Origin of the sequence: Streptomyces dioscori (genome assembly GCF_003024195.1) — a bacterium.
In the GTDB taxonomy this organism is placed as follows: domain Bacteria; phylum Actinomycetota; class Actinomycetes; order Streptomycetales; family Streptomycetaceae; genus Streptomyces; species Streptomyces dioscori.
This window is the reverse complement of record NZ_KZ679046.1, coordinates 269,085-282,183: the sequence shown is the minus strand read 5'-3', so window position 1 is coordinate 282,183 and position 13,099 is coordinate 269,085. Positions and strand designations below refer to the sequence as shown.

General features: G+C 71.7%; 11 protein-coding genes and 1 pseudogene. All 12 read right to left on the bottom strand.

The features are described from left to right. Window positions 1-32 precede the first annotated feature (32 nt). Entirely contained in the window at window positions 33-185 is a 153-nt protein-coding gene (locus tag C6Y14_RS44180; protein WP_159074306.1) for a hypothetical protein, read from the bottom strand. A 64-nt stretch (window positions 186-249) separates the two neighbouring features. Continuing rightward, entirely contained in the window at window positions 250-1,077 is an 828-nt protein-coding gene (locus C6Y14_RS23945) for an aldo/keto reductase (RefSeq protein ID WP_107018845.1), read from the bottom strand. A gap of 89 nt (window positions 1,078-1,166) precedes the next feature. Beyond that, on the bottom strand, window positions 1,167-2,582 hold the full coding sequence (locus C6Y14_RS23940; RefSeq protein WP_107018844.1) for an NAD-dependent succinate-semialdehyde dehydrogenase: 1,416 nt from the start codon (window positions 2,580-2,582) through the stop codon (window positions 1,167-1,169). A gap of 149 nt (window positions 2,583-2,731) precedes the next feature. Continuing rightward, window positions 2,732-3,508: an ABC transporter permease subunit gene (locus C6Y14_RS23935; protein ID WP_107018843.1), complete on the bottom strand. Its 777-nt coding sequence runs from the start codon at window positions 3,506-3,508 to the stop codon at window positions 2,732-2,734. After that, window positions 3,505-5,058, bottom strand: coding sequence for an ABC transporter permease subunit (locus C6Y14_RS23930; RefSeq protein ID WP_107018842.1), 1,554 nt, complete (start codon window positions 5,056-5,058; stop codon window positions 3,505-3,507). The genes C6Y14_RS23935 and C6Y14_RS23930 overlap by 4 nt, the downstream gene beginning before the upstream one ends. Beyond that, entirely contained in the window at window positions 5,055-6,008 is a 954-nt protein-coding gene (locus C6Y14_RS23925; RefSeq protein WP_107018841.1) for an ATP-binding cassette domain-containing protein, read from the bottom strand. The genes C6Y14_RS23930 and C6Y14_RS23925 overlap by 4 nt, the downstream gene beginning before the upstream one ends. A gap of 158 nt (window positions 6,009-6,166) precedes the next feature. Next, window positions 6,167-6,868: a response regulator gene (locus tag C6Y14_RS23920; protein WP_107018840.1), complete on the bottom strand. Its 702-nt coding sequence runs from the start codon at window positions 6,866-6,868 to the stop codon at window positions 6,167-6,169. Next, window positions 6,865-8,208, bottom strand: a complete 1,344-nt coding sequence (locus C6Y14_RS23915; RefSeq protein ID WP_225891238.1) for a sensor histidine kinase — start codon at window positions 8,206-8,208, stop codon at window positions 6,865-6,867. The genes C6Y14_RS23920 and C6Y14_RS23915 overlap by 4 nt, the downstream gene beginning before the upstream one ends. Before the next feature lie 189 nt (window positions 8,209-8,397). Beyond that, a pseudogene (locus C6Y14_RS23910) lies at window positions 8,398-10,476 on the bottom strand (iron ABC transporter permease); the annotation flags it as partial. A gap of 28 nt (window positions 10,477-10,504) precedes the next feature. Next, on the bottom strand, window positions 10,505-11,488 hold the full coding sequence (locus C6Y14_RS23905; protein WP_107018838.1) for an iron-siderophore ABC transporter substrate-binding protein: 984 nt from the start codon (window positions 11,486-11,488) through the stop codon (window positions 10,505-10,507). Continuing rightward, window positions 11,485-12,363: an ABC transporter ATP-binding protein gene (locus C6Y14_RS23900; RefSeq protein WP_107018837.1), complete on the bottom strand. Its 879-nt coding sequence runs from the start codon at window positions 12,361-12,363 to the stop codon at window positions 11,485-11,487. Before C6Y14_RS23900 ends, C6Y14_RS23905 begins: the two co-directional genes overlap by 4 nt. 107 nt (window positions 12,364-12,470) lie before the next feature. Then, window positions 12,471-13,070, bottom strand: coding sequence for an MSMEG_1061 family FMN-dependent PPOX-type flavoprotein (locus tag C6Y14_RS23895; protein WP_107018836.1), 600 nt, complete (start codon window positions 13,068-13,070; stop codon window positions 12,471-12,473). Window positions 13,071-13,099 lie beyond the last annotated feature (29 nt).

The following is a 13,099-nucleotide window of genomic DNA, read 5'->3' as shown; positions in this document are numbered from 1 at the left end:
GCGCCTGACAGGCGTGGCCGTCCGGGACGGAGTCAGTGCGCGCAGGCGCCGAACTCCGTGTGGCGGGCCCTTGTGGCGTACGCGTCGTTGTCCCGCTGGTCCTGCGGCGAGGGCGGAGCGAGGTGCTGCTGACGGATCTCCCGGCGGGCTTCGGCCACCAATGCGTCGAACTCTTCGTCAGTCATCGCCCTCACCTCTCTTCCACAGGTGATCCGGAGCAACGGGATGGCCGGATTGGTCGCGCGTCGCCTATCCGTTGAAGCGGTCCGGGTCGAAGCCGGTGCGCTCGTTCCGGTTCAGGGCGCTGATCTCGCCGATGTCGCCCTCGCTCAGCTCGAAGTCGAAGAGGTCGAAGTTCTCCTCGATCCGCTTCCGGGTCACCGACTTCGGGAAGACGATGTCCCCGCGCTGGATGTGCCAGCGCAGGGTGACCTGGGCCGGTGACTTGCCGACCCGCTCCGCGATGCGGTTGATGGTCGGATCGTCGAGCACCTTGCCCTGCGCGATGGGCGACCAGGCCTCGGTGGCGATCTGGTGCTCGGCACCGAAGGCCCTGACCTCGTCCTGGGTGAGGTAGGGGTGCACCTCGATCTGGTTCACCGCGGGCACCACGTCGCTGCCTTCCAGCAGTCGGCGCAGATGACGCGGCTGGAAGTTGGAGACGCCGATGGCCTTGGCCCGGCCGGAACGGTAGACCTCCTCCAGAGCCTTCCAGGTCTCCACGAATTCACCCTTGGCGGGCAGCGGCCAGTGGATGAGGAAGAGGTCCAGATAGTCGAGGCCCACGGCCTCCAGCGTGCGGTCGAACGCCCGGAGCGCGTTGTCGTGCCCGTGGGCGTCGTTGTTGAGCTTGCTGGTCACGAAGACGTCGGCGCGATCGAGCCCGGAGTCCCGGACCGCCTGGCCGACCTCCTTCTCGTTGCCGTACATCTGCGCCGTGTCGATGTGCCGGTAGCCGGCTTCCAGCGCCGCCAGCGTCGTCTCGCGCGTGTCCTCCGGCGGGATCTGGAAGGTGCCGAAGCCGAGCTGCGGGATCTGCACGGCGTTGTTGAGGGTGAGGGAGGGTACTGCGGTCACGGTGACTCCTGTGGTCGGGGTTTCGAAAGTTGCAAGGGCAGAGGGGATGAGGCCCCCGGCGGGCGGTGAGCAGCGGGGCCGGGGCCCGGTCAGCCCGCGATGCCGGTCAGCTCCGCGTCCGGCGGCAGGATCCGTACCAGCTTGCGGTTCACGAATTCCTGCATGCCGAGCTTCGAGAGCTCGCGTCCGTAGCCGGAGCGCTTGATGCCGCCGAACGGCAGGTCGGGCTGGGTCGAGGTGGGGTGGTTCACCCAGACCATGCCGGTCTCGACGCGCTCGGCCACCCTGCGGCCCCGCTCCACGTCGGCGCAGAACACGGATCCGCCGAGCCCGTACCGGCTGTCGTTGGCCAGAGCGACGGCCTCGTCCTCGTCGGCGACGCGGTACACCACCGCTACCGGCCCGAAGAGCTCTTCGGCGTAGGCGCGCATGCCCGGCTTGACGCCGGTGATGATCGTGGGTTCGACGAAGGCGCCCGGCCGGTCGATCCGGTGGCCGCCGGTGACGAGTTCCGCGCCCTGGTCGACCGTCTCGCGGATCTGGTCGGCCAGGTCGGAGGCCGCCCACTCCGAGGAGAGCGGCCCGACGGTGGTCGCCTCGTCGGCGGGGTCCCCGGGCCGCAGCTCCTCGAAGCCGCGGCGCAGCCCGTCCACGAAGTCGTCGTACACGTCCGCCAGCACGATGAACCGCTTCGAGGCCACACAGCTCTGGCCGGTGTTCGCCATCCGGCCCGCCACCGCGGCGCCGACCGTGCGCTCCAGGTTCTCGCCGTCGAGGACGATGAACACGTCACTGCCGCCGAGCTCCAGCAGACTGGGCTTGAGATTCCGGCCGGCGCGCTCGGCCACCTGGGCGCCCGCTCCCTCGCTGCCGGTCAGGGAGGCTCCGCGCACGACCGGGCTGTCGATGATGCGGGAGATCTCGTCGTGGCTCACGAACAGGTTCGTGTACACACCCTCGGGGGCCTGTGCGTCGCGGAACAGTGTCTCCAGCGCGAGCGCCGACTGCGGGCAGATGCCGGCGTGCTTGACCAGCACGGTGTTGCCCAGCACCAGGTTCGGGCCCGCGAAACGGACCACCTGGTAGAGCGGGAAGTTCCAGGGCATGACGCCCAGCAGGACTCCGAGGGGCTCGTTGACGAGGTACGCCTCCCCCTCCGCCACGTCGAGCGGTTCGGCGGCGGCGAAGTCCGGGCCGTGCTGGGCGTAGTACCCGAGGATCGACGCGGCGAGATCGACCTCGCCTCGTGCCTCGGAGATCAGCTTCCCCATCTCCAGGGTGATGAGCTGGGCCAGCTCCTCCTTGCGTTCCTTCATCAGTTCGCCCGCGCGTCCCACGACGGCGGCGCGCTCCTCGATCGGCCGGCTCCGCCATGCGTGGAACGCCTGATCCGCCGTGCCGAGCGCCGCATCGACCTGTCCGCCTTCGATGACCGGGAACTCCTTGAGCGTCTCCCCGGTATACGGGTTCACGGTCGCGAACGAGCTCTTGTGCTGGCCTGACATGACATCTCCAGAACGACGAGGGAGGGCGGACCCAGACGGAACCTCGTGTTCCGCCCTGGTGCCGGGTACCCGGCACCAGGATGCGAAACAGTTCATATGAGCTAAAAGGGTGCGCCCGCTGTGCGCCCGCTGTGAGTGCGCCCTTTCCCCTACGCGTCCCGGGCTCCCAGCAGCCGGCCACCGGCGGCCAGCGCGCCGGCCGCCCACAGGGCCAGGACGCCCAGACCCTGCCAGGGCCCTATCGGCAGCTCGTCGACGTGCACGGTCGTCTGCACGGCGAGGCCCGCCGTCATCGGGGAGATCTGCCGCAGGTGGCGCTGGCAGTCGGGGTCGGCGACCACCTGCGTCAGGATCGGCAGGACGAACAGCAGGGCGAGGACGATCCCGACGGCGGTCGCCGAGTTCCGGACGACCAGGGCGATGCCGAGGCCGAGCAGGCCGATCAGCACGAGGTAGAGGACCGAGCCCACGGCGGCCCGCAGCGTCGCCCCGTCGGTCAGGGACAGGGGCGCGAAGCCGTGGTCCTCCGTGAAGCCGCGCCCCGGCTGCACGAGGCCGCCGATGAGCAGGGAACCGAGGACGGAGACCGTTCCCGCCACCAGCGTCACCGCGGTGAGCACGGCGGACTTCGAGAAGAGGACCGTCAGCCGGCGCGGCACGGCGGCGAGGGTCGCCTGGATCATGCCGGTGCTGTACTCGTCGCCGACCATCAGCACCGCCACGATCGCGACGACGACCTGGCCGACCAGCACGCCGGTGAGGCTGAGCCGCGCCGGATCCCCGCCGCAGCCCGTGGCGTCGCACCGGGACGTCATGGCCACGGCGGCACCGGCCGCGAGGGTCAGCACGACCATGCCGAGCATCAGCCACCCGTTGGTCGCATCCGTCCGCAGCTTCGTCCATTCGGCACGTCCGGCGGTTCTCACGCGTCCCTCCGGCGGAGCAGCACCACGGCGGCGGCGAACGAGACCCCCGCGTAGGCGCACAGGACCGCGAGACCGGTCCAGGGGGCCAGCGGGAAGTATCCGGACGAGGGCGCGTAGACGGTGACGACCTGGTCGTAGCGCCCGACGCTCTGCTGGATGGCGAAGCCGGCTGCGGGAGTGACCCTCAGCAGCCACCGCGAGGCCCCGTCGGGCAGAACGGACGCGGTCGCGAGGAGGTAGGGCAGCACCATGCCGACGACGACCACGGTGACGGCCACGGCGGCGCGCCGCAGGAGCGCGCCGACGGCGAGGGCGAGGACGCTCGCGGCGGCGAGCAGCAGGCCCGTACCGGCGACGACGCGCAGTTCGGTGGCCGCCGGGACCGTCAGCACGGGGAAGCCGCCGGCCTGCGACCGCTGTCCCCCGAGAGGGACCATCACCGCGGCGGAGACCACGCCGACGAGGAAGGCCACGGTGCCGACCACCAGTCCCTTCGCCACCAGGACGCGGCCCCGGCGCGGACTGGCCGCCAGGGTCAGGCCGATCATGCCCCGCCGGTACTCGACGGTGACGCAGCCGGCGCCCACGACGGCCATGACGACCAGTCCGGCGAACGCGCCGACAAGGAAGTTCTCGACGGTCCGTACGCCGCTGCCGGCGGGGCCGCCGACGACGGGGGCGATGTCACCGGCGCCGGTCACCTCGAAGCCGCCGCCGGAGGGGGTGGCTCCGCCATGGGTGTCCTGGCTGTAGCTGGCGGAGGTGCCCGCGTCCCTGCCGACCTGATCGCTCGCCCAGGAGCCGCCGGTCCACCCGCCGCCGAGGGCGACCTCGTCGAAGGTGCCGGTGGCGACGGCCGGGGCGAAGCCCGTTCCGGTGCCGGTCTCGTCCTCGACGGACGGGGAGGTCACGAACAGTCCGACCTCCGGTGCCGCCGACAGACCGGACAGGTTCGCGCGGCCCACCTCGGTCCATGACGAACCGTCGGCGGACTCGTAGCCGGTGAGCGTGTCGCCCGTGCGCTGAAGACGCAGCCATTGCGGCGCCTCCTGGGAGACCGCCCCGCTCGCCCCGGCGATGTCGTGCGTGTAGTCGTACTGCATCCGCACGCCATGTCGGCCGGTGACCATCACCGCCGCGTACGACGACCCCTGGTCGAGGCTGTCCTTCACGACGACGCCGGCCTTCGCCCACGGCGCGAGGCCGCTTCCGCTGTCGTCCGGGCCCCTCTGGACGACGCCGGACAGCGAGGACACCGAGACGGTGATGCTGCCGTCCCCCCGGAGCTTCTGGTGGACGAAGTAGAAACTGTCGTTGACCGCCTCGCCGCCGGGGCCGACGGGGAGCGCGGAACTGCCCTGCGGGTCGGCCGTGTTGCCGGCCGCCGTGGCGAGCAGGCCCACCAGGCAGATGACCAGCACCGCACCGACCGTGCTCCACACCCAGCCCCGTACCGTACGGAACTTGGTCCATTCCGCGTGCAGGAGCTGTCCGAAGCCGCCCCGGCCCGGTCGCGCGGTCGTGCGCGGCGGTGTCAGCGTGGCGGTCATCGGCCGGCCTCCTCGGGGACGGCACCGCGGTACTGCACGGCGTCCCGGGTCAGCTCCATGTACGCCTCCTCCAGCGAGGCGCGGTGCTCGGAGATCTCCGAGAACGGCACCCCGTCCCGGCCGAGGAGCGACACCGCGTCCTCCGCGGGCAGCCCCGTCACGCTGATCGTGTCGGCCCCGGTGGAGCTCACGGTGGCACCCGAGCGGGCCAGCACCGTCATGGCGCGGGCGAGCGCGGACGTCCGCAGGGTCACCCTGCCCCGGGACATCGACGCCAGCAGCTCGCGCACGCTCATGTCGGCGACGACCCTGCCGCGTCCGACGACCACCACATGGTCGGCGCTGTCCTGCAGTTCGCTCATCAGGTGGCTGGAGACCAGTACGGCCCTGCCCTGCCCGGCCAGCGAGGCGAGGAAGCCGCGCATCCACCCGAACCCTTCGGGGTCCAGGCCGTTGAAGGGTTCGTCGAGCATGACCACCGGGGGGTCGCCGAGAAGGGCGGCCGCGATACCGAGACGCTGTCTCATGCCCAGGGAGAAGCCGCCCGCCCTGCGCCGGGCCACGTCCTGGAGGCCGACCTGCCGGATCACCTCGTCGACCCGCCCGGCGCCCAGCCCCTGGGAGTGGGCCAGCCACAGCAGATGATGGCGGGCGGTACGGCTCGGCTGCACGGCTGCGGCGTCCAGCAGCGCCCCGATGTGGGTGAGCGGGGTCCGTAAGTCCTGGTAGCGGCGCCCGCCGACCAGTGCGGTTCCCCTGTCGGGTCTGTCCAGGCCGAGGATGACGCGCAGGGTCGTGGACTTGCCGGCGCCGTTCGGACCGACGAAGCCGGTGACCTGGCCCGGCCGGACGTCGAACGTCATTCCGTCCAGTGCCCGGGTGCGTCCGAAGTGCTTGTGCACGCCCCGGACCTCGATCCTCGCGTCCGCCTCATCGATCGCTTTCTCCATGTCCGCAGACTAGGGAGAGAGGAGCGGCCAGGTCGTCACGGACCGGAGCCATGTTCCGCGCCACCCACAAGAGCCAGGCAGCGCTCGGTCCGTCCCTCACAGGAGGGACGGACCGAGCGCTGTCTGCGAGTGAGGCCGGCGTACGAACGCCGGTCACGCTACTGCGGCTTGCGGGAGCCGGGTACGACAAGTCCCGTCTCGTACGCGGCGATCACGGCCTGGGTGCGGTCGCGCAGCGCGAGTTTCCCGAGGATGCGGCTGACATGGGTCTTCACCGTCTCCTCGCTGACGGTCAGCCTGGCGCCGATCTCCGGGTTGGAGAGCCCTTCGGCGACGAGCAGCAGGACCTCCCGCTCGCGTGCGGTGAGCGCCTTCATGCCGGGCGGCGGCGTGGCGTCGGTCCTGGCTGGCATCCGCGCGAACTCGCTGATGAGCCTGCGGGTGATGCCCGGCGCGAGCAGGGCGTCCCCGGCGGCGACGACACGTACGGCGTCGAAGAGCCGTTCCGCGGTCACCTCCTTGAGGAGGAAGCCGCTGGCTCCGGCGCGCAGCGCGTCGTACACGTACTCGTCGAGGTCGAACGTCGTCAGGATCAGCACGCGCGGTGCGTCGACGCCGTCGGGCGGAGAGCCCACGAGCTGTCTGGTGGCCTCGATGCCGTCCATCTCGGGCATGCGGATGTCCATGAGGACCACGTCCGGGGACACCTCGCGGCAGACCCTCACCGCTTCCGCTCCGGAGGACGCGGTCCGTACGACGGTGAACTCCGGCCGGCTGTCCAGCATCGCGGCGAAACCGGTGCGGACCACGACGTGGTCGTCGGCGACGACAACCCGGATCAGCGAGGACGGACTGGTCATGAATTCTCTTCCGTCATGAGGGCTCTGGCCTCGTGGGAACTGGCGTCATGGGCTCTGGCGTCATCGGATCTGGCGTGGTGGGGCTCTGGCGTGGTGGGCTCTGGCGTCCTGATGGGGAAGCGCGCCTCGACGACGAAACCGCCGCCGCCGAACCCCGGACCGGTGCGGACGTCGCCGCCGACCGCGGACGCGCGTTCCCGCATGCCGAGCAGGCCGTGTCCGCCGGTGGGCCGGTCGTGCGGCGGTCCGGGGCCGTTGTCGCGGACGCGCAGGTGCAGGGCGTCGCCGGCGTAGCCGAGTTCCACGTCGACGGCGGCGCCGGTAGCGTGCTTGCGGGCGTTGGTGAGGGATTCCTGGACGATGCGGTAGGCGGCTAGTTCGACGCCGGGGTCCAGGGCGCTCGGTGAGCCGCTGAGGATGAGGCGGATGGACGTGGCGGACGCCTTGCGTGCCTCTTCGAGCAGTTCGTGCAGCTGTCCCAGATCGGGCTGCGGCCGGCGGTCGCCGCCGGTGACGGACTCGGCGTCCTCGCGGAGCACGCCGAGCAGCCGGCGCATCTCGGTCAGGGCCGCGCGGGCGGTGTCCCCGATGCCGAGCAGCCGTTCGGCGCCCTCGGCCGGCATGCCCGCGGTGGCGATCCGGGCCGTCTCCGCCTGCACGGCGATCATGGAGATGTGGTGGCCCACGACGTCGTGCAACTCACGGACGATGCGCACGCGTTCACCACGTGCCGCGTTCTCCCACCGGGTGCCGTCGATGACCTCGCGGATGGCACTGTGCCGCCGGTTCTGCTCGTGGGAACGGGCGGCCAGTCCGGCGAAGGCGGCCAGCGGGGCCAGTGCCGCGACGAGCACCACCCGCACGCGGTGGTCGGCGCCGTCGGGCCCGGTGAGGGCCAGGACGAGGAAGGGCGTGCCGAGAAGTGCCGCTGACAGGACGGCGCCGCCGCGGCCGAGCCGGTACTGGGCGACGAGCTGGGCGGCCAGGCCCGCCAGGGTCAGCGTCTCGAAGATCAGGAGCGAGCCGACGCTCGCCGTGGTGACGGTGACCCCGGCCGCCAAGGGGCGCAGGAACGCCAGGGGCAGGGCGGTCGACAGGCACAACAGCCCGACCACCATGGCGAACTGCACGCCTGCCGCGCTGCCGTGCGGGCCGGCCTGCGCGGTGGAGTCGGCGAACAGCCGGGGTATCGACCCATGGGCGCCGACGAACTCGGCGAGGGATTCCACGACGGCGATCAGGCCGAGCAGGGTCCCGAACAGCGCACCCGCGTGCGGGAGTTCGGACACCCGCCGTCGCGTCGCGATCCAGGTGTCACACCAAGCCGTCGCACGGGGCACGCCGGTCAGTATGGCAGTCGTGACTGTTCGGGATCATCCCTCCAGCGGGCGATGACATCGTCCCCCGAGCGGGGGACGACGCCGTCACCGGCCGGCGGGACCCGCCGGCCTGCCGGGCGAGCTGGTGAGCCGGGCGCGCAGCCCCCTACCCCCTTCTCAGAGCCGGCGCCGGGCCCGGGCTTCGACGGTTCAGCGGCGGCTTCGTACCAGCAGGTACAGGAAGTACGGTGTGCCGATCACGGCCGTCATCAGGCCCGCGCCCAGCTGGGCGGGGGCGATGACCGTGCGGCCGAGGAGGTCGGCCGTGCAGACGAGCGCGGCGCCCAGCAGGACGGCCACCGGTACCACCCGCACGTGCCGTCGGCCCACGAGGGCGCGGGCCGCGTGCGGTGCGACCAGACCCACGAAGCCGATGGTGCCGGCCGAGGCGACGGCGGTCGCGCTGAGCAGGACGCCCACCACCAGGAAGCCGAGCCTGGCCCGGGACAGCGGCAGGCCGAGGAGGCGCGGGGTGTCCTCGTCGAGGGAGACGAGGTCCAGTTCGGTGCGCCGGGCGAAGGCGACGATCAGGCCGAGGACCAGTACGAGTGCGACGGGCAGCACGTCCGGCATGGTCCGGCCGTACGTCGAACCGGACAGCCAGGTCAGCGCCTTCGTGGCGTTGAACGGGTCCGTGAGCACGATGAGCAGGCTGATCAGCGCCGCGGTACCGGCGGCGACGCCGATGCCGACGAGGACCAGCCTGTTCTGCTGGTAGCCGCCGCGGGCGGCGAGCCCGAAGACGAGGACGGAGGTCAGCGCGGCGCCCGCGAACGCGGCACCCGCGACACCCCAGGTACCGGCGACGGGCGCGGTGGTGACGAGGAGTACGGCGCCCAGCGCGGCGCCGCCGGACACGCCCAGGACGCCCGGCTCCGCCAGCGGGTTGCGGGTCACGGCCTGTACGAGCGTGCCGGCCAGGGCGAGGGCAGCTCCCGCGCACAGGGCCGCGAGCACGCGGGGGACGCGGGTTTCGAGGACGAAGGACACACCGCGGCCGGCCCTCCCCTGCGCCCAGTTCACGACATCGCCGAGCAGGAGTTTGCTGTCGCCGAGCAGGGCGCCGGCGATCGTGACCCCGACGACCACGGCGACGAGCCCGGCCAGGGTCACCAGGAACACGGTCCGGCTGGGGATGCGTATCCGGTCCGGGGCCTCGGCCGAGGAGGTGTCCCGCAGCCGCAGGGCCATCGCCACCAGGAAGACGGCGCCGACCAGGCTGGTGACGACGCCGGTGGGCACGGCGACCGCCCGGTCCGAGGGGACGAGGGCCCGGAGCAGCACGTCGGAGCCGAGGACCAGCACCGCGCCGACGAGTCCCGCCACGGGCAGGGCCGTACGGGCGCGGGCGAAGCCCTTGAGCCTGCGGGCGAGCGGACGCACCAGGGCCGGTGCGCACAGGCCGACGAAGCCGATGGGTCCGGCGAGTGTGACGGCTGCCGCGGACAGCAGCGAGGCCAGGACGACCACCGTGACGCGGGTGGCACGGACGGGGACGCCGAGGCCGCGCGCGGCGTCGTCGCCGAGGGCGAGCGCGTCGACGCGGCGGGCGACCAGCAGCAGCCCGGCGATCCCGAGCAGGGCGATGGGCAGCATCTGGAGGACGCCGTCGAAGCCGTTCTGGCTGATGCTGCCCTGGTTCCACTGGTAGAGGCCCTCGGTCTGCTCCGGGAACAGCAGGAGCAGGCCCTCCGTCACGGAGTTCAGGCCCAGGGCCAGCGCGGTGCCCGCGAGGACCAGCCGTACGGTGCCCGTGCCGAGACCGGACAGGGCGAGTACGACGGCCGCGGCGAGGAGTCCGCCGACGAAGGCGACCGAGGAGGAGGCGAGCAGCGGCAGCGAGACGCCGGTGGCTCCGACCAGGCCGAGCGCCAGATACGAACCGGCGTTCACCGCGAGGGTGTCGGGTGAGGCGAGGACGTTGCGGCTGACGGCCTGCAGTACGGCGCCGGCCACGCCGAGGATGACACCGACCAGGATGCCGGCGACCATCCGCGGCAGCCGGGAGGCGATCACCACGGACGCGTCGGACGCGTCCGCCTGTCCGGTCAGGGCCTTGAACACCTCGGCCGCGCCGACGTCGGCGGTGCCCTGCGCGATGTCGACGGTCCCGAGGGCCACGACCAGGAGGACGAGCGCGGCCGTCACCGCGACCGCGCCCGCCCGGGACGTGGCCGTCGGGGGGCGGGTGACGGGGGAGGTTGCGGTGACGGCCATGGCTCCGTTGCTTCTGCTTCGCCTGCTTGTGTCTCTGTTGCTACTTCGTCAGCGCGGCGACGAGGGCGTCGATGTACGCCGACATCGAGCCGGGGCCGCCGAACATCCAGATGCCGTCGTCCAGTCGGTGCACGTCACCGGACTTCACGAACGGCAGGGACTTCCACACGGCGTTCTTCGTGAGCACGCCGGTGAAGGGGGTGGCGGTCTTGTCGTCCTCGTTGCCGATGTAGGCGAACTGCGTGTCCTTCGGCAGGTCGGTGAGGCCTTCGACGTCGGTGGACCCGAGACCGTAGGCGGCGTCGCCCTTGACCTTCCAGGCGTTCTTCAGGCCTAGGCGCTTGTTGACGGAGCCGATGAGGGAACCGTCGGTGTACGGGCGCAGGGTGACCTGGTTGGAGGTGACGTAGCCGTCGGCGAAGGCGATCTGTGTGCCCGCGAGGTCGGCGTCGGCGAGGGCCTTCTTGCCCTCGGTGAGCTTGGCCTCGAAGTCCTTGCGGGCCGTCTCCGCCTTGTCGGTGGTGCCGGTGGCCTTGGCGATCAGGTCGAGGTTCTCCAGCATCTGACCGATCTGGTCGGAGCCGTCGGCGGACTTGATCTCCAGTACCGGGGCGACCTCGCGCAGTTGCTTCACGGCCGCGGGCGCCAGGTCCGAGGAGGCCAGGATGAGGTCGGGCGCGAGAGCGGCGACGGTGTCCATGCTGGGCTCGCCGCGCGTGCCGATGTCCTTCGGCTCGTTCTTCAGCGGGACGGCGGAGTCCCAGGTGTTGTAGCCCTTGACGTCGGAGACGCCGACCGGGTCGACGCCGAGCGTGATGAGGTTCTCGACCTCGTTCCACTCGGTGGCGACGACCTTGGTGGCCGGGCCGTCGAGCTTGAGCTTCTTGCCGCCGCCGTCAGTGAGGGTGATGGCCTCGGACGTCTTCTTCTCGGTCTTGTCGGCGGCGGGCTCGGTGGTGCCGCACGCGGCGAGGGTGAGCGCCGCGGCGGTGGTGGCTGCCGCGGTGAGCAGGAGGCGTCTCATGAGGTGGTGCCGAGCCTTTCGGGTCGAGTGTGGCGGGTGTGCCGGGTGTGGTGTCGGCCGATCGGGCGGGTGCGCAGCCGGCCGGTGAGGGGGTCGTGGTCCACGTCGATGCGGATGCCGTAGACGGCGGTGAGGCGTTCCGGGGTGAGGACGTCCTCGGGCAGGCCGTCGGCGACGATGCGGCCCGCTTCGAGCAGGGTGATCCGGTCGGCGATGGCCGCCGCCTGGTCGAGGTCGTGCAGGACGACGCCGGCGGCGATGCCGTGGTCGTCCGCCAGGTCGCGGATGAGGTCGAGGAGTTCGATCTGGTAGCGGAGGTCGAGGTAGGTCGTCGGCTCGTCCAGTAGCAGCACGCCGGTCTCCTGGGCGAGGCAGCTCGCGAGCCACACCCGCTGCAGCTGCCCGCCGGACAGGTGGTCGGCGCCGCGCTCGGCAAGGTCCGTGACACCTGTCAACGCGAGCGCGCGGTCGATGGCGGCCGACGCGTCCGGGTCGGGCCGGCCGAAGCGGCCTCGGTAGGGGTAGCGGCCGAACTCGACGACGTCCCGCACGGTCAGTCCGCTGGGGGTGGGGCGGCCCTGGGTCAACAGGGCGACGTGCCGTGAGAACTCACGGGCGCTCAGGGCGAGGCCGTCGGTCTCGGTGTCGATCCTGAGCGTGGCGTGGCGGGCCCGCTGCAGACGGGCGATCGTCCGCAGGAGCGTCGACTTGCCGCTGCCGTTGGGGCCGACCAGGACGGTCACCTCACCGGGCCGCAGGGCGACCGCCGCGTCGTGCACGACGTCGACGCCGTCGTACGCGACGGTCACGCTCGTGGCCGACAGTTGGTGACCGCGAAGACGCGGGGTGTCGGCTGTTTCTTCACCAGATCTCACCTGACGAAGGTTAGCCTACCCTTATTTGTGCTGGACAGGGGGTGCCCGCGAGTCGGCCGACCCGTCGGTCAGTGGTCGGCCTGTCGGTCAGTCGGCCGGCTCGTCGGTCAGTCGGTCGGCCACGACTCCGGATTCCACACGCCCGAGCGCCGCAGCGATGCCGGGCAGTGCAGATATATCTCGTCGATCTCCAGGACCAGGGCCAGCGCGGGACGCTGGCCCTTCACCGTCATGGCGTCGAAGAACGGGGCGTCGGAGAGGATGCGGGCCCGGCCGTTGACCCGCAGCACCTCTTTGCTGCCGGGTATCAGGTAGAGCAGGCCGGCGTGCGGGTTGTCGAGGATGTTGTGGAAGCTGTCGCCCCGCCGGTTCCCCGGCCGGTCGGGCAGGGCGAGCGTGCCGGAGTCGATGACGTGGGTGAAGCCCGCGGTGTCCCCGCGCGGGGAGACGTCGCAGTTGCCGCGCGAGTCGGAGGTGGCCAGCAGGCAGAAGGGCGAGCGGGCGATGATGTCCCGGTCCTGGTCGGCGAGCCGGTCGTGGACCTTCTCGATCACGATGGGCCAGGGCTCACCGAGCAGCTCGCGCAGCTCGGCACTCGACCCCAGCCCGACCCACCCTTCCCGGCTGTCCTGGCTGTCCCGGCCGTCCCGGCCTTCCTCGGTCACGGCGTCCGGCCCTGTTCCGGCGGTGTCGATCGTGTGCGGCAAGGCCGACTCCAAACATGCGTGCGTCCGGC